Genomic DNA, 25,012 nt, shown 5'->3' with positions numbered 1-25,012 from the left:
GACTGTCGTGGTGCCAGCGCGGACCGCGGCCTGAAGCCGATGAGCCAGCACTGGTGGCGGAAGGCACGTGCCTGGTGGCAGCTGCCCTGATGAAGTCGGGCGGGCCGAAAGCCCACCCAAAACGCTCCTTAACAGCCTACATCCGTTTGGAGAACAGGCCGGACGGCCCGAACTCAGGCGCTCTCGGACTGCCCGTCCACCTGGGCGCCGCGCAGGAAGTTCCCGACGGCGGACTCGGGGACACGGTAGGAGCGGCCGAACTGCACGGCCGGCAGGTCTCCTGCATGGACGAGCCTGTACACGGTCATCTTCGACACGCGCATGAGATCGGCCACCTCCGCGACCGTCAGGAACTGCACATCCGAGAAGGAATTCCCGTCTGCCATCGCACCACTTTTCCTTTGCATGGGGCCCACTCTCCACCTGAGACCGGCATCGAGAAGCTTACCCCGGGGCGACCCCGCTCGGCGTGTCGCCTTGTAGCAAAAGGATTATCCGTCTAGGGAATCACTGTAGCGGCTGGAGTGACGGATGTGGAAGCTCTTCGTCGACCTCTGCGGCGCCGACACCCCCGGGCTCCGGGACGATCCTAGGAGGACGGATCGCGACGACGGCGCAGCTGTGAGAGCAGGTCGGCTGCCCGCTCGGCCGCCCGGCCCATGGTCCTGCCGATCTGGGGGCGCGGGATGTCCACCTCCGTGGGCCCCGGTCCTGCGAGGACCGCCGCAGCCAGCACCCCGGCGTCGGCCGGCTCGGGGTCGGCGGCGGCGATCGTCTCCGCGAGGGCTCCGGGCAGCGGACCGGGACGTTCGTGCTGCGCGCCGGGATCAGCGGGCAGGCCGTCCGGGGAACCCTCCTGGTCGAAGCCCGCGAGCCATTCCCGGACGTGGCCGAGCGGTGCGGTCTCCAGCGAGTAGTAGCGCTTCTGGCCCTGGGCCCGCATGGTGACGAGCCCTGCTTCCCGCAGGACCTTCAGGTGCTTGGACACCGTCGGCTGGCTCACCTGCAGTTCGACCACGAGCTCGCCCACCGCCATGTCGCCGTCGCGCAGCTGCCGCAGGATCTGCCGGCGTGTGCCTTCGGCGATGACGGCGAATACATCATCGATTCCCATTCGCCCACCCTAGCGATATATGCGCCCTACGGCATCCTGCGACTGCCGGCGCGTTCAATCGAACCAGGGGTCGAGCCCGTGCAGGGGGAACAGGGCCTTCCGCGTGGCCATCACCGTGCGGTCGAGGTCGTCGTTGGGGTCGTAGCCGACCTCCCATGAACGCCACCACGTGTCGGCCCCGTCGCCCATGAGGTCCGGGGTCTCCACGCCGTGCCGCTCGAGGACGTACTCCCGCCAGGCAGCCGGCACAGGGGTCTTGGGGCCCGTGGACGCCCCCGCCGCCACGGCGACGAGCAGGGCCCAGGACCGCGGGACTACGCTCGCAAGGGCGTACCCGCCCCCGCCCGTCGCGATCCACCGGCCCTCGCACAGGCGGTCCGCGAGCTCCCGGACGGCGAGCATCATGGCGTGCTGGGCGTCGACACTGACCCGCAGGTTGGTGAGGGGATCCTCCCGGTGGGAGTCGCACCCGTGCTGGCTCACGATGACATCCGGCGAGAAGGCCGCGGCGAGCTGCGGGACGACGGCGTGGAAGGCGCGCAGGATCGCGGCGTCCCCGGCGGTCGTGGGCAGGGCGACGTTCACCGCGTAGCCCTCCGCGTCCGGTCCCCCCGTCTCTGCCGCGAAGCCCGTGCCCGGGAAGAGGCTCATACCCGTCTCATGGAGCGAGACGGTCATGACTCGGCGGTCGTTCCAGAAGATGCTCTGGGTGCCGTCGCCGTGATGGGCGTCGACGTCGATGTAGAGGACGCGCTGCGCGCCGCGGTCGAGCAGGCGCTGCACGGCGGCCGCGGCGTCGTTGTAGATGCAGAATCCGCTGGCCCGCGACCGGGCGGCGTGATGCATCCCTCCGCCGAAGTTCACTGCCCGGACGGCCCTGCCGTTGAGCACCGCGTCCGCTGCACCGAGGGATCCGCCGGCGAGGCGGGCACTGGCCTCGTGCATGCCCGGGAACGCCGGGGTGTCCTCCGTCCCGAGCCCCCGGGCTGCGTCGGAGGCCTCCGGGTTGCGGCTCACGTGCCGGACGGCGCGGATGTAGTCGGGGCTGTGGACCGTCGCGAGGTCCTCGTCGGACGCGACGGACGGGTCGGAGACCACCACACCGTCGAGGTCGAGCAGGCCGCAGTCGCGGACGAGGCGTGCGGTGAGATGCAGCCGCTCGGGGTTCATGGGGTGGCCGCCGCCGAAGTCGTAGGCCAGCATGGATTCGTTCCAGACGACCTGGAGGGGCACCGCTGACCTGGAGTGCATAGACATCCCTGCAAGGGTACGCGATGGGCGATATCCCGACGACGCACCCGGATGGGATGCTTTACTACTGCAAGGACAATCCACCCGCATCGATCGGCCCCGGCGAGGACCGACGCGGGTGGACACGGTGCCGCTTCGGCGGGAGGACCAGTAACGGGGCAGAGCAGGCGTCAATGGTAAGTCAACAGCCACAGTGGCTGGCGGACGATCGACACGGGTACGTCAGGCTGCTGGCCTCGATCCGCGACTTCGTCGACTCCTTCGCGAACAGCTCGCCCGCCCGCCTCGCCCTCTTCATCTTCACCGGCGTCATCCTGTTCTTCACGGTGCTGCTCAGCCTGCCCATGGCGGCCGCCGACGGACAGGTCACACCCCTCCATGACGCCTTCTTCACCGCGGTGTCGGCGGTCTGCGTCACGGGCCTCACCGTCGTGTCCACCGCCACACACTGGTCCTTCTTCGGCCAGCTGGTGATCCTGCTCGGCATCTTCATCGGCGGCCTGGGCACCCTGACGCTGGCGTCCCTCCTCGCCCTGATCGTGAGCAAGCGCCTCGGCGTCCGCGGCAAGCTGCTGGCGCAGGAGGCACTGAACAACGCCAGCCGCCTGGGAGAGATCGGTACACTGCTGCGGATCGTCATCACCACCTCGGTCGTGATCGAGATCGTGCTCGCCGTCGTGCTGATCCCCCGCTTCATGATCCTCGGCGAACCCTGGTGGCAGGCGCTCTGGCACGGCGTCTTCTACTCCATCTCCGCCTTCAACAACGCCGGCTTCACGCCGCACAGCGACGGGCTGGTTCCCTACGAGACGGACCTCTGGATCCTGACGCCGCTCATGATCGGCGTCTTCCTCGGCAGCCTCGGCTTCCCCGTGATCATGGTCCTCGTCCAAGTGCGGCACCGCTTCAGCAAGTGGACGCTCCACGCGAAGCTGACCGTGGCGGTCTCGCTGATCCTCCTCGTGGCCGGAACCTTCGCCTGGGGTTTCCTCGAGTGGGAGAACGACCGGACCATCGCGAACCTCAGCGTCGTCGACAAGACCATCCACGCCCTGTTCGCCTCGGTCATGACGCGCTCCGGCGGCTTCAACCTCGTGGACCAGAACGACATGGGCAGCACGACGATGCTCCTGACGGACGCCCTGATGTTCGCTGGTGGCGGCTCCGCCTCCACGGCCGGTGGCATCAAGGTGACCACGATCGCGGTCATGTTCCTCGCGATCGTCGCGGAGGCGCGTGGCGACGCCGATGTCCGCGCCTGGGGCCGGACCATTCCCCACGGAGCCATGCGCGTCGCCATCTCGGTCATCTTCATGGGCGCCACGCTTGTGCTGGTCGGCAGCGGCCTCATCCTCGCGATGACCGACGAACCGCTCGACAAGGTGGTCTTCGAGGTCATCTCGGCATTCGCCACGTGCGGGCTCAGCACGAATCTCAGCGCCGAGTTGCCACCCGAGGGCAAGTACGTCCTGTCCGCCCTGATGTTCGCCGGGCGCATGGGCACCATCACACTCGCCTCGGCCCTCGCGCTGAGGCAACGCAGTACGTTGTACCGCTACCCCGACGAGAGGCCGATCATTGGCTGAAAGACCCGCCCACAACGCACCCGTCCTCGTGATCGGCCTCGGCCGCTTCGGCGCGGCCACGGCCGAGCAACTGGTCCGGCAGGGCCGCGAGGTCCTGGCGATCGAGCGCGATCCGCAGCTCGTCCAGAAGTTCTCGAGCATCCTCACGCACGTGGTGGAGGCCGACGCGACGAACATCGACGCCCTCCGGCAGCTCGGCGCCCAGGAGTTCTCCGCCGCCGTCGTCGGCGTGGGCACCTCGATCGAGTCGAGCGTGCTCATCACCGCGAACCTCGTGGATCTCGGCATCGACCACCTCTGGGTCAAGGCCATCACGCCCTCGCACGGCAAGATCCTCAAGCGCATCGGCGCCAACCATGTGATCTATCCGGAGGCGGACGCCGGGCAGCGGGCTGCGCACCTGGTCGGCGGGCGCATGCTCGACTTCATCGAGTTCGACGACGGCTTCGCGATCGTGAAGATGTACCCGCCCAAGGAGACGCAGGGCTTCACCCTCGCGGAGTCCTCCGTGCGCTCGAAGTACGGCGTCACCGTGGTGGGCGTGAAATCGCCGGGCGAGGACTTCACGTATGCCCGCCCGGACACGAAGGTCTCCGGCCGGGACATGCTGATCGTGTCCGGGCACGTGGACCTGCTCGAGCGCTTTGCCGGCCGGCCCTAGGATGCCCGGCGCTGCTCCCCGGGCGGACCGCGTGACGGGCTCCGCCGGGTCACGCCGGCGTGCACACGCCGCAGCTGCCCGGCCGCACCCGCTCGTCGGGCCCCTCGGACCGCTCGCACGCCTCGGACCCCTCGGGGCGGCAGTCGTCGCGCTCGCGGGAGCGCTGGTGCTCGCCGTCGTGGTCCTGGCAGCGCAGATCCACGGGTTGGACCTGTCCGTGTACCGGCAGGGTGCACTCGCGCTGCTCGGACGGGCCGGCGACAGCGAGCTGTACGACGACGCGCTCGTGCAGACGGACACGCGCGGGCTGCCCTTCACCTATCCGCCGTTCGCCGCGATCCTCTTCGTCCCGCTCGCGCTGGTGCCGGCGTCCGTGGGGCTCGGGATCGTCACTGCCCTCTCGTGCCTCTGCCTCGTCGGCGTGGCCGTCGTCGTCGTGCGCTACCTGCGTGCGGCGACGCCCACCGGCGGGGCCGCCCCCTGGCGCGCCCCCGCGGCGGTCCTCGCGGCGATGCTGCTCATCGGCATCAGCGGCCCGTGGCGGGAGGGGCTCGGCTTCGGTCAGGTCAACGCGCTCCTGATGATCCTGATCCTCGCCGACCTGCTGCGGTCCACGCGCCTGCCGTCCGGCGTGCTGATCGGGATCGCCGCCGGCATCAAGCTGACGCCGCTGGCCTTCGGCCTGGTGTTCCTCGCCCGGCGCGACTGGCGGTCGCTGGCATGGATGGCGGCGTCGTTCGGCGGGACGGTGGCCGTCGGGTGGCTCCTGGCGCCCCGGGAGTCAGCGGCCTTCTGGCTCGATGCGCTGTTCGACGCCTCCCGCGTCGGCGCGACGGCGGACCTCTACAACGTCTCGCTCAACTCGATCGTCGCGCAGTCCGGGCTGGCCGCGACCGTGCAGCGTCCCGTCTGGCTTCTCGCGTCCCTGGCGGTCGTCGCCGTCGGCTACGTGGCGATCCGGCGGGCCGGCCGCGACGGCGACAGCCTCCGCGCGATCACCGCCAACGCCGTCGTGATGCTCGCGATCTCACCCATCTCGTGGTTCCACCACTGGGTGTGGATCGCGCTGGTCCTGCCGGTCGGCTACGTGGTCGCCCGGCAGCACGCCGGCGCCCGACGGACGGTCAGCCATGTGCTGCTCGCCGTCCTGGTGCCCGTGATGATGTTCTCCTCGATCACGGTCACCCTGACGCTCACCGGCACGGTCTCCGGTGAAGGGCCCTTGCCGCTGCGTCTCTTCACGGGCCTCGGCGTGGTGCTGCCGGTCGCCCTGCTGATCATCTGGGCGTCACTGCCCGCAAGGTCCACCCGGTCCACCCGGTCCACCTCGTCCGCATGCCCTGTCAGGACGACGGCGGGACCGCCAATCCGCGCGTGATCTCTGCAGCCCGCGCCGTCGCGGCCCGGGCCCCGTCGGCGACGACGCCCGCCAGCCCCCGTGCCTCGAACGTCTCGATGGCGGCCTGCGTGGTGCCGTTGGGGCTCGTGACGGCCCTGCGGAGGGCTGCGGCGTCAGCGCCCTCCTCGGCGAGCATGAAACCCGCCCCCGCGACCGTCTCCCGGGCGATCAGCGCGGCGAGTTCCGCGTCGAGGCCGAGCTCGACCCCGGCGGCGGCCATCGCCTCGGCCAGGAAGAATGCATAGGCGGGGCCGGACCCGCTGACGGCCGACAGCGCATCCACCTGGTCCTCGGGGATCTCGACGACGGTGCCGGCGGGCCGCAGGAGGCCGCGTGCCTGCTCCATGAGTTCCGGACCGGCGCTGGACCCGGCGGAGATCGAGAGCACTCCCCTGCCGAGCCGCGACGGCGTGTTGGGCATCGACCGGATGACGGGCTGGCCCTCGGGCAGGGCGGCCTCGATCATCGCGAGGGACACCGCGGCGGCGACGCTCACGACGACGGCTGACGGCTTGAGGGCGGCCGCGATCTCCCGGGCCAGCGGCACGATGCCCACCGGCTTCACGCCCAGCACGACGACGTCCGCGTCCTGCACGGCGGTGACGTTCGCGGCGTCGTCGTCGGCGGTGGCGAGCGCCTTCACGCCGTGGCGCTCCGCCAGCTCCGCGGCGCGGGCGGACCTGCGTACGGTGGCGGTGACCAGCGCCGGGTCGAGGCCGGCGGCCAGGAGCCCGGCGAGGATGGACTCGTTCATCGATCCGCAGCCCAGGAAGGCGACATGCTGCGCGGCTGGAGGTGTCATGGCCCCATCCTGCCACGCGTGCGCCCAGCGTTCTCCCAGCATCCTCGGTGCTCCGGCACAAGGACGGGTCCTACTGTTGGGGATACCTCATAAGGGTGCGAGTGAGACCGGACGTCCTGATCCGGTCCGGCGCCGGTGGAACCAGATGATCCCCCCAACATCTGGACGGTCCATCGGCGCCACCCCTCTTTAACGCTGTTCCACCGGACCCGCCGGCCTCCCGAGCGAGAGACCTCAGTGGCGCAGGTGTTCGCGCGCGAAGCGCAGCGTCTCCGCCAGCCACTCCTCGCGCTCCCCCGCGCCGCGCGCGCGGCGCGTGCTCACCTCCACGGCCACCACGCCGTCCCACTCCGACGCCGCGAGGTGGCCGAGGGCCTCGGCGCACCGCTGCTCCCCCTGGCCCGGCAGCAGGTGCTCGTCCTTGCCGTTGGGTGTCCCGTCGGTCAGGTGCACGTGCGCCAGCCTGCCGCCGAGCGCGCGGATCTCCTCGTAGGAGTCCATGCCCGCGATCGCGGCGTGCGAGAAGTCCCACGTGATGCGCTCGTAGGGCTCCGGGATGGGGTTCCAGTGCGGCAGGTAGGCCTTCGCCTCGCGGCCCCGGACCTTCCACGGGTACATGTTCTCGACGGCGATCTCGACGCCGTACTCCGCAGCCACCCGCGCGATCCCCTCGGGGAACTCCTCCGCGTAGCCGGTCTGCCAGCGGAAGGGCGGGTGGGTGACCACGGTCCGGGCGCCGACCTCGGCGGCCATGGCCGCGGACAGCTCGATCTTCGTCCAGGCCTTGCCCCACACCTGCTGCGTCAGGAGCAGTGTCGGCGCGTGGATCGCGAAGATCGGCATGCCGTACCGCTCGCTGAGGACGGCGAGCTGGTCCGGGTCCTGGCTCACCGAGTTGTTGGTGACCATGACCTCCACGCCGTCGTAGCCGAGATCCTGCGCGAGTGCGAAGGCGTCATGGACCGCCAGCGGGTACACGGAGGCACTGGACAGGGCCACCGGGATCGCGGGCAGGCCGCCGGCGGTTCCGGCCATGTCAGGCCCCCCTGGGCAGGGACGTACGCCGTATGGAGTCGAGCTGGGCGTGTCCTACCCCGGCCCCCGGCAGCGGTTCCTCGGCGTCGAACATCTTGGCGTCGAAGCGCCGCAGCAGCAGTCCCTCGCGCAGCGCCCAGGGGCAGATGTCCATGGACGGCACCTTGAACAGTTCGAGGGCGCACTCGGCAACGAGGGCACCGGCGAGCAGCTGGGGCGCCCGCAGTTCGGAGACGCCGTCGAGGTTCGTGCGGTCGGCGGCGCTCATCGCGGCGAGCCGCTTGGTCCACAGCGTGAGGTCCCCGAGGCGCAGCTCCCTCCGGACGAACGGCCCGGCGGCCGACGGAGCGGCGCCGGCGATGCGTGCCAGCGACCGGAACGTCTTGGAGGTGCCCGCGACGAGGTGCGGTTCACCGAGGTGCGCGAACTGCGGCACGGCCTCCCGGAGCGTCGCCCTGATGTACCGGCGCAGCTCCTTCACGCTCTTGGCCGACGGCGGGTCGCCCTGCAGCCAGTCCCGGGTGAGCCGGCCGGCGCCGAGCGGCACGGACAGCGCCACCTCCGGGAGCTCGTCCGTACCCATGGCCATCTCGAAGGAGCCACCCCCGATGTCCAGGTTGAGGATGGACTCCGAACCCCAGCCGTACCAGCGGCGGACCGCCTGGAACGTGACAGCGGCCTCCTGGTCGCCCGAGAGCTCCTGGAGGTCGACGCCGGTCTCCTCCCGCACGCGGGCCAGGACCTCGCTGCCGTTCCCGGCCTCGCGGATCGCCGAGGTGCAGAACGCGAGGAAGTCCTCGGCGTCGTGCCCTGCGGCGAAGGCCCGGGCTTCGCGGACGAATCCGACGAGCTCGTCCTGTCCCTTCCGGGAGATCCTGCCCTGCTCGTCGAGGTACGCCACGAGCTGCAGGGGCTTCTTGTGGGACGCGAACGGCACCGGCCGTCCTCCCGGATGGGCATCCACGAGTAGCAGATGGACCGTGTTCGACCCTATGTCCAGCACACCTAGCCGCATTGTTCCCGCGCTTCCAGCTCTACTCCCGCTTGTGTCCAGTGTCCGCTTGCCGCGGGGGGCTACTTGCCCGCCGAGACCTTGCGCTTGGCGGGCGCCCGCCGGGTGGTCTTCTTCGGCGCCGGGCCCTTGGCCCGCTTCTCGGCGAGCATGTCGATCGCCTGCTCACGCGTCAGTTCCTCGATCGCCGTGCTGCCCGGCACCGTGATGTTGGTGATGCCGTCGGTGATGTAGGGGCCGAACCGGCCGTCCTTCACCACGATGGGCTTCTCCGTCACGGGGTCGTCGCCGAACTCGGCCAGCGGAGGGGTGACCGTGCGGCCGCCGCGCTGCTTGGGCTGCTTGTAGATCTCCAGCGCCTGCTCGAGGGTGATCGTGAAGATCTCCTCCTCCGAGCCGATGGACCGCGAATCGCTGCCCTTCTTCAGGTACGGGCCGAAGCGGCCGTTCTGCACCGTGATCTCTTTGCCGTCCTCGTCCGTCCCGAGGACGCGCGGCAGGTTCATGAGCTTCAGGGCATCCTCGAGCGTGACGGTGTCCACGGACATCGACTTGAAGAGGGACCCCGTGCGCGGCTTGACCTTCGCAGGCTTCTTCGGGGGCTTCGGCTTGCCGTTCTTGTAGTACTCGACCGGCTGGCTGGCGAGGTCCTCCGCGGTGACCTCGGGGATGAGCTCGATCACGTAGGGCCCGTAGCGGCCGTCGCGGGCCACGACGGTGCGCCCCGTCTCGGGGTCGGTGCCCAGCACGCGCTCCTGCGAGGTGGGGGCTTCCATCAGCTCGAGGGCCTTCTCGACGGTCAGCTCGTCGGGTGCGAGGTCCTCGGGCACGTTGGCGCGCTGCGGTTCGGTGCCCTCCGGGGCGTCCGCGGGCAGCGGCTTCTCGAGGTACGGGCCGAACTTGCCCACGCGCAGCGTGATGCCCTCGGCGATCTCCACCGAGTTGATGCTGCGGGCATCGATCTCGCCCAGCTCGGAGACGATCGTGTGCAGCCCGGTGTCCTTGCGGTCGCCGTAGTAGAAGCGGTTGAGCCACTCCACGCGGCCCGCTTCACCGCGCGAGATGCGGTCGAGGTCCTCCTCGAGCTCCGCTGTGAAGTCGTAGTCGACGTAGTCGTTGAAGTGCTCCTCGAGCAGGCGCACCACCGAGAACGCGATCCAGCTCGGCACGAGGGCCTGCCCGCGGGCGCTCACGTAGCCGCGATCCATGATCGTGGACATCGTCGCCGCATAGGTCGAAGGGCGACCGATGCCGCGCTCGTCGAGCACCTTCACGAGGGATGCCTCGGTGTAGCGCGGGGGCGGCGAGGTCTCGTGGCCGACGGCCTCGATCGCCGTGGCGCCCAGCGGGTCGCCCTTGGCGACGTCGGGCAGGCGCGTGCCCTGCGCGTCGTCGTCGGTGCCGTCCTCGGAGCGGCCCGCGTCGCGGCCCTCCTCGTACGCGGCGAGGAAGCCGCGGAACGTGATGACCGTGCCGGAGGCGGCGAACTCGGCGTCGCGGCCGTCGGTGCTCCGCGCACCGAGGCGCAGGGACGCCGTCGATCCCTTGGCGTCGGCCATCTGCGAGGCGACGGTGCGCTTCCAGATCAGCTCGTACAGGCGGAACTCGTCGCCGCGGAGGGACTGGGCCACCTGCGCGGGGGTGCGGAACGAGTCGCCCGCGGGGCGGATGGCCTCGTGGGCCTCCTGCGCGTTCTTGGCCTTGCCCTTGTACACGCGGCGTGCCTCGGGGACGTACTCCGGGCCGTACAGCTCGGAGGCCTGCCGGCGGGCGGCGTTGATGGCCTGGTCCGAGAGCGCCGAGGAGTCGGTACGCATGTAGGTGATGTAGCCGTTCTCGTACAGACGCTGCGCCACCTGCATGGTGACCTTCGAGCTGAAGCGCAGCTTGCGGGCCGCCTCCTGCTGCAGGGTGGACGTGGTGAACGGCGCGGCGGGACGGCGCGTGTAGGGCTTGGTCTCGACGGAACGGATCTCGAACGCGGCGCTCTCCAGACCCGTGGCGAGTGAGCGCGCGGCGTCCTCGTCGAGCCGGACGGCGTTGGCGGCCTTCAGCTCACCACGGTCCGAGAAGTCCTTGCCGGAGGCGATACGGCTACCGTCCACGGCCACGAGCTTGGCCGGGAAGGCGCCGCCCTTGGCGGAGTCCTCGGGCGTGAAGGTGCCGGTGAGGTCCCAGTACGATGCCGCACGGAACGCCATGCGCTCGCGTTCCCGCTCGACGACGAGGCGCGTCGCCACCGACTGGACGCGGCCGGCGGACAGGCCGCGGGCCACCTTGCGCCAGAGGACGGGAGAGATCTCGTAGCCGTAGAGGCGGTCGAGGATGCGCCGGGTCTCCTGGGCGTCGACCATGGGGATGTCGACGTCGCGCAGTTCCCCGAGGGCGCGGGTGACGGCTTCCTTGGTGATCTCGCCGAAGGTCAGGCGGTAGACGGGGACCTTCGGCTTCAGGACCTGCAGCAGGTGCCAGGCGATGGCCTCGCCCTCGCGGTCGGCGTCGGTGGCGAGGTAGAGCTCGTCGGCGTCCTTGAGCGCCGCCTTGAGCTCGGCGACGGTCTTCCGCTTCTCCGGCGAGACCACGTAGTACGGCTCGAAGTCCTTGTCGAGGTCCACCGCGAACTTGCCCACGGAGGACTTCTTCAGCTCGGCGGGGAGGTCGGACGGCTGGGGCAGGTCGCGGATGTGCCCCATGGACGCCGCGACCTGGAAACCCTCACCGAGGTAGCCCGAGATGCTCTTGATCTTGCTGGGGGACTCAACGATGACGAGCTTCTTGCCGTGCTTCTTGTCCGTGGCCTTGGTCGGCACTTCTCTCCTATGAATACGGGTGCGATGCCGCGGATCGAACGCGGGCATCCGGTCCGAATGCCGCTGGCCGCGCTCCCCCAGTATGCGTCATGAGTACCTGCACAAGGGTAACCGCTGGTTTCAGGGGGCCGGAATCAGGAACCCTTCGCGGACGAGCTGCTCGACATCCACGAGCAGTTCCGAGGTGAAGGCCGCGTCGGGACGATCCAGCAGCATCGCCAGCGCGCCGGCGATCTGGCCCGCGGTCAGATCGCCGTCGCACGCGGACACGAAGCCCGCGAGCTCCGTGCTCAGCAGGGTGGTGCGGCGCAGCCCGGCCCCCTGCCGCAGCAGGATGACGCCGGGGTGCTCAGCCCCGGGCCGCTGGTGCCGTTCCTCGGTGACGTCATCGGCCACGAGCAGGAATTCGTCGGCGAGCCCGATACCGGATGCGGCCTGCTCGGTGTGCTCGGCGAGCCAGTCCCCGCGTCCGACGGTGGCCGCCAGGTGCGGACCCACCGGCTGCTCGATCTCGTGCGTGATCTCCTCGAGCACCACGCGGACGAGGTCGCTCGGATTCCGGGGGCGCCGCAGCCACACCGACCCGAACCCGATGCCCTCGACGTCCCGGGAGGCGAAGTCCGCGAGGTAGTCGGCGAAGCTCCGCAGATAGGCGTCGCGGTCCCGGTTCTCGGCGGCGTCCCGCAGCCACGTCTCCGCGTACTGCACGGGCGTCAACTGCTCGCGCTGGATGATCCACGCGTCGACGCCGGGCGGCACGAAGCCGCGGATCCGCCGCTCCCAGCCGGTGCCGTCGGTGATCTCCCAGTTACCGAGCAGCTGCGCCGCCCCACCCGGCGTGAGGATGCCGGGCAGCTCCCGGACCAGGGTCTCCACGATGGCGTCCCCGGCGAGGCCGCCGTCGCGGTAGGTGTAGGACCCGGCCGGGTCACCCGTGCGCGGGGTGATCACGAAGGGAGGGTTGGACACCACGAGGTCGAACCGCTCCCCCTCGACCGGCTCGAGCAGACTGCCGAGCCGCAGGCTGACCCGCTCGCCGGGTCGCTGCGCGTCGAGGCCGAGGGCCGGGGCGTTCAGCAGGAGGTTGAAGCGCGCGAAGGCGAGCGCACGCATGGAGATGTCGGTCAGGGTGACATGGCGTGCGTGCGACAGGAGGTGGAAGGCCTGGATGCCGCAGCCCGTGCCGAGGTCCAGCGCCCGGGCCACGGGTGCCCTCATCACGGCCTGCGCCAGGGTCAGCGACGCACCGCCGATCCCCAGGACGTGGTCGTGGGGCAGCGGCCCCGGGCGCTGCTCGGAGCCGAGATCGCTCGCCACCCAGAGGTTGCCGCCGACGTCGGAGGCGTAGGGGCGGAGCTCGACGGCGGCACGCCAGGAGCGCGGAGCCAAGGGCTCGATGAGCCTGAGCCCTTCGAGGCCTGCGACGCCGATGGTGGGGAAGGCTTTCGCGAGGTCGTCCTCGGCCACGGTCTCACCCAGGAGCCACAGCAGCACGGGGACGGCATGGTCGCCGCCGCCCGTCCCCAGGAGGCGCCGACCCTCCAGCAGCGCCGGCGCCGGCTGGTTGCGGCCGAGGGCCGCGTAGGCGGCGCTGCCGAGAAGCGCCTCGACGCCGTCGACCGTGTAGTCGAGCGCTGTCAGGTCGGCCGCGAGCGCCTCGAGCGCCGGGAGGTCGTGGCTGGACGGCGCCGAGGCGACGTCGTCGTCGAACTCCTCGCGGGCGGTGGCGACCGGCATCAGGCGGCGCCCGCTGCCGTCGCCTCGGCCTCGTCCGATTCGCAGCCCTGCGGGCAGCGCAGCGTGACGGGGTCGGCGGCGCATCCTGCGCAGTACAGGGTGAGGTTGCGGCAGGCGGGGTTGGAGCAGTTCTCGAAGGTGCTCGTGGGCGCGTGGCACCGCACGCACTTGCCGAGGGTGACGGCGTCGTCGCTGAACTCCAGGTGCATGCGCCTGTCGAACACGTAGAGGGACCCCTCCCACAGCCCGCCGTCGCGGTACTTCTCGCCGTAGCGGACGATTCCGCCGTCGAGCTGGTAGACCTCCTGGAAGCCGCGGTTCACCATCAGGCTGGAGAGCACCTCGCACCGGATCCCACCGGTGCAGTAGGTGACCACGGGCTTGTCCTTGAGGTCGTCGTACCGGCCGGAATCGAGTTCGCGGACGAAGTCGTGGGTGGTCCGCACATCGGGCACGACGGCGCCCCTGAACCGTCCGATCTGCGCCTCGAGGGCATTCCGGCCGTCGAAGAAGACGACCTCCTCCCCCGCCGCACGCTTGGCGTCGACCAGCGCGTGCAGTTCCTCGGGGGCCAGGTGCGTGCCGCCACCCACCACGCCGTTCTCGTCGACCGTCAGTTCACCGGGCGCGCCGAAGGACACGATCTCGTCGCGGACCTTGACGCTCAGGCGCGGGAAGTCGTCGGCACCGCCGTCGGACCACTTGATCTCCATGCCCTTGAAGGCCGGGTACTCGCGCGTGGTCTTCACGTACTGCTTCACCGCACCGATCTCGCCGCCGACGGTGCCGTTGATGCCGTCCTTGGAGATGAGGATCCTTCCGCGCAACCCCCACTTCTCGCAGAGGGCGCGCTGCCACAGCCGGATGGCTTCGGGATCGGGCAGGGGCGCAAAGGCGTAATACAGGGCAATACGGTTCATCGACACGTTTTAAAGCCTACTTCGCGTCTCGGAACCGTCACCCTCACGGCCGACTATGTGCATCCTCCCCGCCGGGAACTAGGGTTCAGCACATGGGCGCAGAAGCAGACAGGGAACTCCTCCAGACCTGGATCACCGGGTGGTCCGCGTGCAGGGGCTACGAACCGCACGACGACGGCCGCACCATCTCCGTGCTCCTGACGGACCAGCAGAATCAGACGGAACACTTCCTCTTCGAGCCCACCGACGAGCAGCTGCTCGACGTGGCGTCGGAGATCCGGGAGGACCCCCTGCGGCTGCTGACCGTCGTCACCAACCGGATGCAGGCCCTGATCGACGCCGTCGGGCCGCTCGGGATGCGCGTGACCGACCGCCAGCAGTCGCTGATGCGTGTCGACATGGGCGGACAGGACGTCGAGGATCCGCGGCCCCCCGGCGACGGTTTCGCCCTGGAACGCACCCGCGAGGGAGCCTGCCGCCGCGTCACGGTCCACTCCGACGGTGTCCTGGCGGCCCGCGGGTCGGTCTCGGTGGTGGGCGAGTACGCGGTCTACGACCGCATCGTCACCGAGCAACTCTTCCGGCGCCGTGGGCTGGCCAGCTACGTGATGCGCGATCTCACCGCAGCGGTGCTGGAGGATGACGTCACCGCGGGCCTGCTCATGGCATCCGCCGATGGGCGGGCACTGTACGAGTTCCTCGGCTGGCAGTACCTGGCGGACGTGTTCGTCATCAGAGGATAACGGCCGTTTCCGCCGTCCCCCCGCGTGTGCCGGTGCGATGATTGCGGCGTGGCTGTGCACTCCCTCATTCCCCTGCTCGGGGGTGGTCCCGACCCTGAGCAGCTGCTGCATGTCCGGGAGATCCCCGCGCGGGACGCCGAGCACGCCCCGTGGCCGGAGTGGGCCCACCCCGACGTCGTCTCCGCGTTCACCCTGCGCGGCGTCCGCGAGCCCTGGCGCCACCAGGTGGAGGGTGCCGCCTCCGCCCACGACGGAGCGCACACCATCATCGCCACGGGTACCGCGTCCGGGAAGTCGCTCTGCTACCAGCTGCCGGTGCTCGACGAGATCCACCGCAGCGAACTGGCGAACCGGGTCACGCTGGCCCCGAACGGATCGGTGGCCCTCTACCTCGCGCCCACGAAGGCGCTGGCCGCCGATCAGCTCTCGGCCATCAACGCACTGAAGCTGCCCACCGTCCGGGCCGAGACGTACGACGGTGACACGGAATCAGGCGCTCGGCGCTGGATCCGCGACCACGCCAACCTGATCCTCGCGAACCCCGACATGCTCCATTACGGCATCCTGCCGAACCACACGTGGTGGGCGCGGTTCTTCCGCCGGCTCAAGTACGTGATCATCGACGAGGCGCACAGCTACCGGGGGGTGTTCGGATCCCACGTCGCGAACCTCCTGCGGCGTCTGCGCAGGATCTGCGCGAGCTACGGGGCGCATCCCGTGTTCATCGGGGCGTCGGCGACCTCGGCGGCGCCTGCCGCGTCCTTCAGCAGGCTGATCGGCGCTCCCGCGCGGGCCGTCGACGAGGACTGCTCACCGCACGGTTCCACGACGGTGGCCTTCTGGGAGCCGCAGCTCACCGGGTTGAAGGGCGAGAACGGCGCGCCCTCCCGGCGGACCGTCATCGCCGAGACGTCCGACCTGCTCGCGAACCTGGTCTCCGCCCGGGTGAGGACCATCGCGTTCATCAAGTCCCGGCGCGGGGCGGAGAGCATCGCGCAGACCACCCGACGGATGCTCGAGGACGTGCACCCGAACCTGCCGCACCGCATCGCGGCCTACCGTTCGGGCTATCTCCCCGAGGAGCGACGAGCGCTCGAGTCGTCGCTGCGCAGCGGCGAGCTGCTGGGAGTGGCGAGCACCTCCGCCCTGGAACTCGGGATCGACATCTCGGGCCTCGACGCCGTCCTCGTGGCCGGCTGGCCGGGAACCCGCGCGTCCCTCATGCAGCAGATCGGCAGGGCGGGGCGGTCCGGCCAGGACGCCATCGCCGCGTTCGTCGCCAGCGACGATCCCCTGGACACCTATCTCGTGCACCATCCGGAGGCCGTGTTCGACCTCGCCGTCGAGGCCACGGTGTTCGACCCTCCCAATCCCTACGTGCTCGGACCGCACCTGTGCGCCGCAGCGGCCGAGCTCCCCCTCACGGGAGCGGACCTCGAACTCTTCGGGGCGACGTCGGAGACCCTGCTCGGCACCCTGTGCGAGCAGGGTTTCCTGCGGCGACGGCCCGCGGGCTGGTTCTGGACCCACCCCCAGAGTGCGGCGGCGATGGTCAACCTCCGGGCCGACGGCGGCGGCCCGATCAACATCGTCGACGCTGACTCCGGTGCCCTGCTGGGGACCATGGACTCGCCGCAGAGCCATTACCAGGCGCACCCGGGTGCGGTGTACGTGCACCAGGGCCGGACGTTCGTGGTGCAGGAGCTCAACGAGCAGGACCACTGCGCGGTGGTGTCCCGCGCCCATCCCGACTACTACACGCAGGCGCGGGACGTCACGCAGATCGAGGTGATCGGGCGCGATGTCAGCGCCCTGTGGGGCGGGGTTCTCGCGAACTTCGGCGACGTGAAGGTCACCACCCAGGTGGTGTCCTTCCAACGCAAGGCGTTTTCCTCCAACGAGATCCTGGGGGAGGAACCCCTCGAGCTCGAGGCCCGTGACCTGTTCACGAAGAGCGTGTGGTTCGAGATCAGCCCCGAGCTGCTCGAGGCAGAGGGCATCCTCGCGGAGGAGCTCCCCGGAGCGCTCCATGCCGCCGAGCACGCCGCGATCGGGCTGCTGCCGCTGGTGGCCTCGAGCGACCGGTGGGACATCGGAGGTGTGTCGACGGCGCTGCACGCCGACACGGGCCTGCCGACCATCTTCGTGTACGACGGGCACCCCGGCGGAGCGGGCTTCGCCGAGCGCGGATTCGAAGCCGCCCGCATCTGGCTGTCGGCGACCCGAGACGCCATCGAGGCGTGCGAGTGCGAGTCCGGCTGCCCCTCGTGCGTGCAGTCCCCGAAGTGCGGCAACAGGAACAATCCGCTGAGCAAGGGCGGTGCCGTGGCCGTGCTGTCCCTCATCCTCACCCAGGCCGCGGGTGCCGCCGGCGGGGTGGCCACCTCGAGTGCGGAGGGCCCGACGACGGCGTAGGTGCGTCGGTGGGCGGGCTTCGGGCATGGCTCCTCAGGGAACAGTTGATCGCCTCTGCCCGGCTCATGGTCCCCGGATGTCGTCGCAGTAGCAGAGCGGTCGGGTCGAGTAGCTCGACGGCCCCGTTCAGTAGCCGCCTCCGCGGATCGCGTAGGTACCTCTGTGGTGCTCGACGCTACCGCGGCCTTAGATGGAAACCACGGACTCGATGAACTGGGCAGGGCATTGTGATCACTTTGGATATGGCGAAGGAAGCACGCTTGTCAGGCGGCCCTTCGGTGGAGTACGGCGACGTATCGCGGTTGACCATTTCAGTGCTGGGGCCGCTGACGGTTCGACGCGGTCAGACGCAGGTCACTGCCGGCGAGCTCGGTGGCCCGAAACCGCGCCAACTGCTCGAGATCTTTCTCCTCAACTTCGGGTCAGCCGTGTCCAAGACCCGGATCATGGACTTGTTGTGGAACGACAAGCACCCCGCGGTGGCATTACCCACCCTGGAGAGCTACGTCAGCGTCCTACGGCGCAGCCTTCAGCCGGGCGCCGGCCGAATGGGCCCCCTACGCACCGTTTCGAGCGGGTACGTAATGGATCGCTCGCTGGTCGACCTCGATCTGGACCGATTCGAAGCGGCGACGAAGCAAGCGGAGTCCGCTCCGCCGCATGCAGCGCTCGAATTGCTGAGTGAAGCACTCGACCTTGCTTCCGCTCCGCTGTTGGGCGACGAGGTCCTGCCGACCTGGGCCGAAGAGGAGCGGGTCTTCCACGCCGAGCGGGTTCGTCTCGCCCGGGTTCTGGCCGCAGAAGCAGCAATCCAGGTAGGGGAGGTCGGCAGGGCTACCGCGTGGGGTGAGGTTGCGATCCGGGAGGACCCTTTGAACGAGAGGGCTTGGATGGCCCTGATACTGGGACTCGAGGGCCAGGGAGAAACCACCGCGGCGCTGCGCACTTTCGATCGCTGCCGAAGGGTCCTGGACGATGAACTGGGGTGTGCTCCGAGTGCGCGACTTCAGGAGGCACACGCCCGGTTGCTGGCTACGACTGCTCCGAGTCGTGAGACGGGCTTCCGGAACTCCCAGATCACCCGGGCCGACAACGGGTTCTGGGATTCTGCTGCACCCAGGCAGGAGAGCGAGCGCCTGAACATCCTGATCGTCGATGACCACACCACTTTCTCGGACCTCCTGGCCGGAGCGTTGGACAGGGAACCCGACTTTCGGAGTGTCGGCGCCGCGAAGACGGTGGACGAAGCCGCCATGATGTTCCGGGAACTGCGGCCCGATGTGGTCGTCATGGATTTGTACCTTGCTGACGGATCAGGACTCAACGCGGCCGAGCGCATACTCTCCGAAGCTCCTGAGGCGCGGATCGTCATGCTCACAGGCAACCCGTCCCAGGAGGCACTGCGCGAAGCGGCACGCATGGGAATCTGTGGGTTCCTTCCCAAGGACGGCGCTCTGGGAGTCACGCTGGACACTTTGAGGCACGCCCGCCCGGGGAACATGATCGTTCACCCCTCGCTGGTAGCGAGGCTCGGAACCACGGCTGGACCCTCACCGGTTCCGACCGAAGCCTGACCAGGCACAGCCATCGTGGATGCACCTCCAGCGGGCGCTCCAGCCGATGACTCACCTGTTCGAGGAGTCGCCGAACGACGCGAGGTCCGATCAGCTGTCCTACGGTTCCTCACGGCTGGATTCCTTGCCCTCATTCTCGTTGCGACGCCGGTCGCTTTCTGGGTGCGGGCGGAAGCGGAGCGGCATGCCCTCGCCAATGCCCGAGACATCACCCAGCGGTTGGCCGACAACGTCGTCGCACCGCTGATCACGAAGGAACTCCTGGCTCGCGACCCCGCGGCCCTGCAATTGCTCGATCAGCGATTGGCGCCGTGGCTGAGAAGCGGCAGCCTCTCGAGGATCAAGGTGTGGGATGAAGACGGTCAGGTGGTCTACTCGGACATGGGATCGCTCATCGGACAGAATTTCGGGCAGAGTGAGTGGGCGCGCCTGCTCCTCGAGGGCGGAGCAGGAACAGCAACCCTGGAGTACCAGACGGCGGACGAGAACGAATTCGAGGCAGGATCCGGCGAACTCGTGGAGGTTTATGTCCGCTCCACCTCCCAGAACGGGTCGCCGATGATCTTCGAAACCTATTCCTCCGGGGACGTGGTGCGCCATGAACAGAACGCCGTCCTGTTGGGCATGATCCCTCCGATGTTGCTGTCATTGGGATTCCTGCAACTGGCGCAACTCGTGCCGGCCGTTCGTCTGGCCCGCAGGATCCAGGTGCATCAGGCCACACGCAACGCCTTGTTGCGTTGTGCGATAGAGGCGTCGGACCATGAGCGGCGGCAGATTGCCAGTGAGCTCCACGACGAAGTCATCCAGGACCTGTCCGGACTGGCGTGCGCCCTGGAGTCGGAGGAACGCTGTGGCGCGTCCGAGCTCCGCCCGGTGTTCACCCATGCGCGAACGATGCTGCAGCACGATGTCCGGAAACTACGTGCCATGACCAGTGAGCTCTACCCTCCGGATCTCGAGGAACTGGGGCTGAAAGCCTCTCTCCTACGACTTGAGACGTTCCTGGTAGAGCGCGGAATCGCCTTCAGCATCCACATCCCGGACACTCTCGCCCTGGATCGGGAACAGGCCGTTCTGGTCTATCGTGTAGCGCGCGAGGCACTGGTCAACGCCGCCAAACACTCCTCAGCACAATCAGTGGAGATACACATCCGGCAATCCGGCCAGCAGACGCAGATCACGGTGTCGGATGATGGCGTCGGCTTCGATGCGACAGCGACCGGGCCCGAAGGCCACTTCGGCTTGAGAATTCTGGGTGACACTATCCGGCAGGCCGGAGGCTCCCTCACTATCAGCTCTGCACCGGGACACGGAACATCGATTGCGGCCACGTTCAAGGTGTCCACCCCCACCGTGCGCTGGTCCGGAAAGCACTCGTCGAGATCCTCGGTGAAGGACATCGACGCGTTGAAGGCCCTGTGATTCTGAAGGCCCTGTGATTTTGTCGGCCGTCGTGCTTCGTGCTCAACCCTGAGACCCCCAGGTCTGGAACTCCGTGCTTCCGCCCGAGGTGACCGTCAACCGGACGGTGAGTGGGCTGTGGGTCATCGGTGTCCCGTGGGTCGGCAAGGTGAACCAGGGCGCCGGGCCAGCCGATCGTCACGACCATGGGTGTGCAGGTCAGACCTGTACCAACAATCCGTCGGACACCGAGCAGCGCAAGAACGGCTGCTGAGGACTGCGGGCGGCACCTCCGGGTCGGGCCGGCCACCGGGCCCGACGCACCCGGGTAGGTCTGCATCCGGGGCGGGACCACCCCGCTCACGGCGGTGGTCCCGCCTTCGCCACGCCGAAGGCGTCGGGCAGCAGGCCGGAGCTGCTGACCGACACGCGGATCATGACCGTCCCGGAACCCGTGACGCCGATCGAACACTCCTGCACGGCCGCCCCGTGCCGTTGCGCCACCGCCTCGGCGGCCGAGCAGGGGTCCCCGGTGGTGAGCCCTCGTGCCGCATCGGCGGCGGCCAGGGCCGCGAGGTCGGCGGCCGTCGCCGCTTTCGACGCCGCCGTCACCGCCTGCAGCAGGAGGGCCGCCGATGCGATCAGGAGGAGTGCCAGCAGCGCGAGGCCTGCCATCAGGACCGTCCCGGCACCGCTCTCGGCGTCGAGGTCCTGCCGCCCGGCGCATACTCCCGGCTGCCTACTCACGGTGTTCTTCCTTCCCTGATGCCGAGGCATGCAGCTCGAGGCCCATCAGGCCGACGAACGGCCCCTCGACCCGCGCCCGCACCTCGACGGTCGCCCAGCCCGATCCTGATTCGACCCGCGCCCGTGCGTTGGGCCCGGCGAGGCGCTGCACCGTCTCGGCCACTGACGCACTGCTCTCACCCCGCATGACCTCCCGGGCGCCGGCACGTGCCGCTTCCTCCAACCGCAGTTGGACCGTCCCCACATGAGCCGTGCCCACCAGGAGGGCGAGCAGGACGACCAGGGCGGGCAGCACGACGGCGACCTCGGCGGTGACCGAGCCCCGCTGCGCCCGCTCCGGACGGTGGGTCCAAAACCGGCGTCTGGACGATCGGCTCGTCCACGACCGACCCGTCCACGTCCGGCTCGTCCACGACCGACCCGTCCACGACCGGGCGCGGGGGCTGGCGGCGGATCCGCCCTGGTCGCCGCTCATCAGCCGAAGCTGAGCGCAGAGGTGATCAGGGACATCAGGAGCCCTCTGACCTCACCGCTCGACAGGACCGCGACGAGGAGCGCGGCGAACCCCACGGCGGCAAGCGTGGCGATCGCGTATTCGGCGGTCGCCATCCCGGCTTCCCGGTCCACCACCTCGTCCCCGCGGTGCCGGACCACCCGCTCGTTCGATCGTCTACGCCGCGCGTCCGCTCGGCGGGCGGACCGGCCGCCGCCGGGTCCACCCGTGGCGGGCATGGCGGGACTGGTCCTCCAGGCGACGTCCCCGGCCCTGACGACGGGTCGCGGCAGCAGGACGACCGACAGCGGCGACGGCACGGTGCACGCGGCCGGGTTCCCCGTGATCCTCCCGGCGCCTGGTGCCGTCTCTCCCAGCTCCGGACGGGCGTGCGCGCCGCCATGATCCGCCGCGCGGTGCGTGGCGTCCTTCGACGATGGGCCGATCAACGGACGGACGGCACCCTTGCTCCCGGCGTCGGTATCCCCGGATCCCGGATCCTCAACCTCCCTGTCGTGCGATCGCTGTGCCATGGCATCTCCTTCCATCGACGTGGAACCCGCTCCACGGGGCGTGAGCGACGGTCGTCGCAGGACCAACTCTGGGGGCGCCACCCGGGGTGCTGGGCGAGGGACGGGGCTAAGTGGATAACCACTCGCTGCCCGGCGCGGCGGCCCTGTCAGAGGCCCGGAAGGAGGCCCAGCACGACGGGTACCACGCCCAGGCAGATGAAGGCAGGCAGGGAACACAGACCGAGCGGCAGGACGAGCTGCACGCCAAGGGCAGCGGCCTTCCTGCCGATCTCGCGGTTGTGCCGTCGTCGTAGCTGGGCGGCATGGGCACGCAGCAGCGCAGCTGACGGCGCTCCCGTGGAGGTGGCGAAACGAAGACCCTCGCGGATGTCCTCGACGCCTCGCCGCGGATCAGACCCGTGGCGGCGTCGGCGGCACAGCGCGGGGCGGGTTGCGCCGGATGCCTGCGTAGCTGCCCCGACATCCCAGGCCGCCTCCCACGATGCGCCCAGGAGTCGGGCCGCATGGACCCGGGCCAGGGGCGAGCCCACCCCGGAGTCGCACGCTCCGGCGATGACCAGGAGGGCGTTCTCGACCGAGGCCCCGGCCGACAGCAGGACCGCCAGCAGGTCGAGCACGAGCGGTACGTCCCGGATGCCCGGGGGCTCCGGCCGTCCCTCCATCGCCCGGGGTCGCGGCCGGGAGCGTCCCGACGGGGCGGACACCACGAGGGCTGCCGCGGCGAGCAGGAGGGACACCGCCAGGCCTGTCATCAGGGATCACCTCCGGCCCGACGGACGAGGGCGCGGGACCAGAGGCGCGACACGATCATGAGCAGGATGCCCGCGGCAAGAGCGAGCCGCCCGGGAAACGATCCCAGCAGTACCGCCAGGGGATTCAGGCCGAGGGCGAAGCCGAGGACTAACCCGACGGCCGGAAGCCACGCGAGCAGGAGCACGGTGGCCCGTGGTCCGGCCAGGGCGGTCTCGCGCGCCGACAGACCCTCGAGGTCGGCGTCGAGTTGCGCCGCGTATCTCTCGAGGATCCCGGCCAGGGGCGTCCCACTCCGTTCGGCGACGACGAGGCAGCCTGCCAGGTCCACCCACAGCCGGTCGACCTGCGCCCGCTTCTGGCCTGTTCCCGGGCGGCCGACGCCCGCCGTCGCCTGGCGGAGGGCGTCGGGGACGCTCAACCCCAGGTCGGCGGCCCGGCGCGCCGTTCCGAGCACAGGCAGGGCCGCCATCGCGAACGTGCTCCGGCCGTCGGCGTAGATGCTCTCCATGTCCGCCCACAGGGTATGGGGCGGACGTCCCGCCCGAAGGAGCCCAGCCAACTGATGGACGAACAGCGGAAGCTCGTGCGGGTCGACGGCGGCCTGCCGACCGCCGGACCGGGTCCTCGAGCCGCCCCGACCGGGCACTATCGGTGGAGGCCAGGGGATGTCCTCGGCGGCCGGCGCGCGTCCCCGCACTGATGCCATGCCCCCGGGCGGCACGGCCCGGGGCAGCGTCAGGATCATGCCTGCGCCCGCCAGCAGGAGAGCCACCATCAGCCCCGTCACGGCGCAGGGGTTGCACGCCGCTGCCAGGACCCGGAGTCCGGCTCCGGTCCGGGCCAGTCGACGCGGTGGGCGAAGTCGTCCCAGCCGGCGGCGCGCCGGCAGCCCGTTCCGGAGTCGACGAGGACGGGCCGAACGATCAGACCGCCCGGATCGCCGCCTTCCAGGAGGTTGATGCTTTCCACTCGACGGCCCTGCCGGTCGCGGACGATATGGACCACGACGTCGACCGCACTGGCGGCCTGCAGCGCGAGGGCGTCCTGCGTCAGACCCGCGAGCGCCGCAAGCGCACTCAACCGCGCCGGCACCGCCTCCGCGGAGTTCGCGTGGATCGTCGCTCCCCCGCCGTCGTGCCCGGTATTCATCGCTGCCAGCAGTTCACGCACCTCCGCGCCCCTGCACTCGCCGACCACGAGGCGGTCCGGCCGCATCCGCAGGGCCTGCCGGACAAGTTCGGTGAGGTCGAGCACTCCTGCGCCCTCGAGGTTGCCGTGGCGGGACTGGAGTCCCACCGTGTGCGGGTGCACGGGGTACAGCTCGGCGGCGTCCTCGACCAGCACGACGCGCTCGCCGGGATGCGCCAGTCCGAGGAGGGCGGAGAGGAGCGTGGTCTTGCCCGTCCCCGTGGCACCGCTGACGAGGAAGTTGAGGCGGTGCCTCATCATCAGGGCGAGTGCGCTGGCCATCGTCACCGTCATGGTTCCGCTGGTGGTGAGCTCCGCCAGGGAGAACACCCGCGGGCGCCTGATGCGGATGGACAGCAGGGTGCCCGTCGTGGAGATGGGCGGCAGGACGGCGTGGACCCTGAGCCCGCCGAGGTGGACATCCACGGCGGGGCATCCGTCGTCGAGGCGGCGGCCTCCGGCCGCTACGAGGCGGACCGCCAGGGCGCGGACCTCCTCGTCCGTCGAAAAGACCCGGCCGATCCGCCGGAGCCCGACGTCGCCGTCGACCCAGACCTCGTCGGGGCCGTTCACGAGGATGTCCGTGACCGACTCCTCCGCAAGGAGGTACTCGAGCGGACCCAGCCCTTTCAGTTCGGCTCGCACCCGGTCGAGGGCCGAGAGCGTGCCCTCCGAACCGAGCAACCGGCCGCTGGAGCCGACCGCGTCCGCGAATGCTGCGCCGGTCGGCCGGACGTCCCCCGCCAGGACTGCCCTGCGGACGGTGTCCACCATGGAAGCCGCCCCGGCAGCATCCGTCGGTGAGCTCCCGCCGCCGGCCCGTCCGCCTGCACCG

At 69.9% G+C, this 25,012-nt stretch carries 22 protein-coding genes; 7 read left to right on the top strand and 15 right to left on the bottom strand.

Annotated features, from left to right (window positions below; genetic code table 11):
- Nucleotides 1–173: 173 nt before the first annotated feature.
- From AC4D2O_RS10035 to AC4D2O_RS10025, 3 genes are all read right to left on the bottom strand, one after another.
- The gene (locus AC4D2O_RS10035; RefSeq protein ID WP_490906867.1) at nucleotides 174–386 is read right to left on the bottom strand and encodes a helix-turn-helix domain-containing protein; all 213 of its coding nucleotides are present in this window, start codon (nucleotides 384–386) and stop codon (nucleotides 174–176) included.
- A 203-nt stretch (nucleotides 387–589) separates the two neighbouring features.
- Nucleotides 590–1,114, bottom strand: coding sequence for an ArsR/SmtB family transcription factor (locus AC4D2O_RS10030; RefSeq protein WP_490906865.1), 525 nt, complete (start codon nucleotides 1,112–1,114; stop codon nucleotides 590–592).
- Nucleotides 1,115–1,168: 54 nt separating this feature from the next.
- A complete protein-coding gene (locus tag AC4D2O_RS10025; protein ID WP_490907491.1) occupies nucleotides 1,169–2,365 on the bottom strand; it encodes an acetoin utilization protein AcuC in 1,197 nt (398 codons plus the stop codon).
- Between the two features lie 173 nt (nucleotides 2,366–2,538).
- Here AC4D2O_RS10025 and AC4D2O_RS10020 point away from each other — a divergent pair, with 173 nt between their 5' ends.
- The 3 genes from AC4D2O_RS10020 to AC4D2O_RS10010 are packed head-to-tail and all read left to right on the top strand — an operon-like array spanning nucleotide 2,539 to nucleotide 5,990.
- Nucleotides 2,539–3,951, top strand: coding sequence for a TrkH family potassium uptake protein (locus tag AC4D2O_RS10020; protein ID WP_490906864.1), 1,413 nt, complete (start codon nucleotides 2,539–2,541; stop codon nucleotides 3,949–3,951).
- Nucleotides 3,944–4,612: a potassium channel family protein gene (locus AC4D2O_RS10015; protein ID WP_104116380.1), complete on the top strand. Its 669-nt coding sequence runs from the start codon at nucleotides 3,944–3,946 to the stop codon at nucleotides 4,610–4,612. Before AC4D2O_RS10020 ends, AC4D2O_RS10015 begins: the two co-directional genes overlap by 8 nt.
- Before the next feature lie 31 nt (nucleotides 4,613–4,643).
- Nucleotides 4,644–5,990, top strand: a complete 1,347-nt coding sequence (locus AC4D2O_RS10010) for a glycosyltransferase 87 family protein (protein ID WP_490906863.1) — start codon at nucleotides 4,644–4,646, stop codon at nucleotides 5,988–5,990.
- Here the strand turns inward: AC4D2O_RS10010 and proC are convergent.
- The 6 genes from proC to trhO all read right to left on the bottom strand — a co-directional run bounded on the left by proC (nucleotide 5,956) and on the right by trhO (nucleotide 14,333).
- A complete protein-coding gene (gene proC, locus AC4D2O_RS10005) occupies nucleotides 5,956–6,813 on the bottom strand; it encodes a pyrroline-5-carboxylate reductase (protein ID WP_490906861.1) in 858 nt (285 codons plus the stop codon). The two genes, AC4D2O_RS10010 and proC, sit on opposite strands and share 35 nt — an antisense overlap.
- A gap of 234 nt (nucleotides 6,814–7,047) precedes the next feature.
- A complete protein-coding gene (locus tag AC4D2O_RS10000) occupies nucleotides 7,048–7,848 on the bottom strand; it encodes a sugar phosphate isomerase/epimerase family protein (RefSeq protein ID WP_490906860.1) in 801 nt (266 codons plus the stop codon).
- A 1-nt stretch (nucleotide 7,849) separates the two neighbouring features.
- Entirely contained in the window at nucleotides 7,850–8,863 is a 1,014-nt protein-coding gene (locus AC4D2O_RS09995) for a Ppx/GppA phosphatase family protein (RefSeq protein ID WP_490906859.1), read from the bottom strand.
- A 59-nt stretch (nucleotides 8,864–8,922) separates the two neighbouring features.
- A complete protein-coding gene (gene topA, locus AC4D2O_RS09990; protein WP_490906858.1) occupies nucleotides 8,923–11,670 on the bottom strand; it encodes a type I DNA topoisomerase in 2,748 nt (915 codons plus the stop codon).
- A 120-nt stretch (nucleotides 11,671–11,790) separates the two neighbouring features.
- Nucleotides 11,791–13,407, bottom strand: a complete 1,617-nt coding sequence (locus AC4D2O_RS09985) for a DUF7059 domain-containing protein (RefSeq protein WP_490906857.1) — start codon at nucleotides 13,405–13,407, stop codon at nucleotides 11,791–11,793.
- Nucleotides 13,407–14,333 carry an oxygen-dependent tRNA uridine(34) hydroxylase TrhO gene (gene trhO, locus AC4D2O_RS09980; protein ID WP_490906855.1) on the bottom strand — a complete coding sequence of 309 codons (927 nt, stop codon included), beginning with the start codon at nucleotides 14,331–14,333 and terminating at the stop codon, nucleotides 13,407–13,409. Before trhO ends, AC4D2O_RS09985 begins: the two co-directional genes overlap by 1 nt.
- An 86-nt stretch (nucleotides 14,334–14,419) precedes the next feature.
- On the opposite strand from trhO, the gene AC4D2O_RS09975 reads away from it, so the two are divergent.
- From AC4D2O_RS09975 to AC4D2O_RS09960, 4 genes are all read left to right on the top strand, one after another.
- A complete protein-coding gene (locus AC4D2O_RS09975) occupies nucleotides 14,420–15,070 on the top strand; it encodes a GNAT family N-acetyltransferase (protein ID WP_490906854.1) in 651 nt (216 codons plus the stop codon).
- A gap of 48 nt (nucleotides 15,071–15,118) precedes the next feature.
- Nucleotides 15,119–17,485 (top strand): DEAD/DEAH box helicase, encoded by a 2,367-nt coding sequence (locus AC4D2O_RS09970; protein ID WP_490906852.1) that lies wholly within the window; start codon nucleotides 15,119–15,121, stop codon nucleotides 17,483–17,485.
- Nucleotides 17,486–17,727: 242 nt separating this feature from the next.
- Entirely contained in the window at nucleotides 17,728–19,059 is a 1,332-nt protein-coding gene (locus tag AC4D2O_RS09965) for a BTAD domain-containing putative transcriptional regulator (protein ID WP_490906850.1), read from the top strand.
- A 162-nt stretch (nucleotides 19,060–19,221) separates the two neighbouring features.
- On the top strand, nucleotides 19,222–20,484 hold the full coding sequence (locus AC4D2O_RS09960; RefSeq protein ID WP_490906848.1) for a sensor histidine kinase: 1,263 nt from the start codon (nucleotides 19,222–19,224) through the stop codon (nucleotides 20,482–20,484).
- A 339-nt stretch (nucleotides 20,485–20,823) separates the two neighbouring features.
- Here AC4D2O_RS09960 and AC4D2O_RS09955 read toward each other — a convergent pair whose 3' ends face one another.
- From AC4D2O_RS09955 to AC4D2O_RS09930, 6 genes are all read right to left on the bottom strand, one after another.
- A complete protein-coding gene (locus AC4D2O_RS09955) occupies nucleotides 20,824–21,210 on the bottom strand; it encodes an Rv3654c family TadE-like protein (protein ID WP_490906846.1) in 387 nt (128 codons plus the stop codon).
- Complete coding sequence (locus tag AC4D2O_RS09950; protein ID WP_490906844.1) at nucleotides 21,203–21,685, bottom strand: TadE family type IV pilus minor pilin; 483 nt, start codon at nucleotides 21,683–21,685, stop codon at nucleotides 21,203–21,205. Before AC4D2O_RS09950 ends, AC4D2O_RS09955 begins: the two co-directional genes overlap by 8 nt.
- Nucleotides 21,685–22,236 (bottom strand): DUF4244 domain-containing protein, encoded by a 552-nt coding sequence (locus AC4D2O_RS09945; RefSeq protein ID WP_490906842.1) that lies wholly within the window; start codon nucleotides 22,234–22,236, stop codon nucleotides 21,685–21,687. The genes AC4D2O_RS09950 and AC4D2O_RS09945 overlap by 1 nt, the downstream gene beginning before the upstream one ends.
- 146 nt (nucleotides 22,237–22,382) lie before the next feature.
- Nucleotides 22,383–22,988, bottom strand: a complete 606-nt coding sequence (locus AC4D2O_RS09940) for a type II secretion system F family protein (protein WP_490906840.1) — start codon at nucleotides 22,986–22,988, stop codon at nucleotides 22,383–22,385.
- Nucleotides 22,988–23,776 (bottom strand): type II secretion system F family protein, encoded by a 789-nt coding sequence (locus AC4D2O_RS09935; protein WP_490906838.1) that lies wholly within the window; start codon nucleotides 23,774–23,776, stop codon nucleotides 22,988–22,990. The genes AC4D2O_RS09940 and AC4D2O_RS09935 overlap by 1 nt, the downstream gene beginning before the upstream one ends.
- Nucleotides 23,773–24,951, bottom strand: coding sequence for a TadA family conjugal transfer-associated ATPase (locus AC4D2O_RS09930; protein ID WP_490906836.1), 1,179 nt, complete (start codon nucleotides 24,949–24,951; stop codon nucleotides 23,773–23,775). Before AC4D2O_RS09930 ends, AC4D2O_RS09935 begins: the two co-directional genes overlap by 4 nt.
- Nucleotides 24,952–25,012 lie beyond the last annotated feature (61 nt).

It is taken from the genome of Arthrobacter sp. TJ-238 (assembly GCF_058269215.1).
Note: the sequence above shows the minus strand (reverse complement) of the source record. Positions and strands in the feature narration are given on the sequence as shown.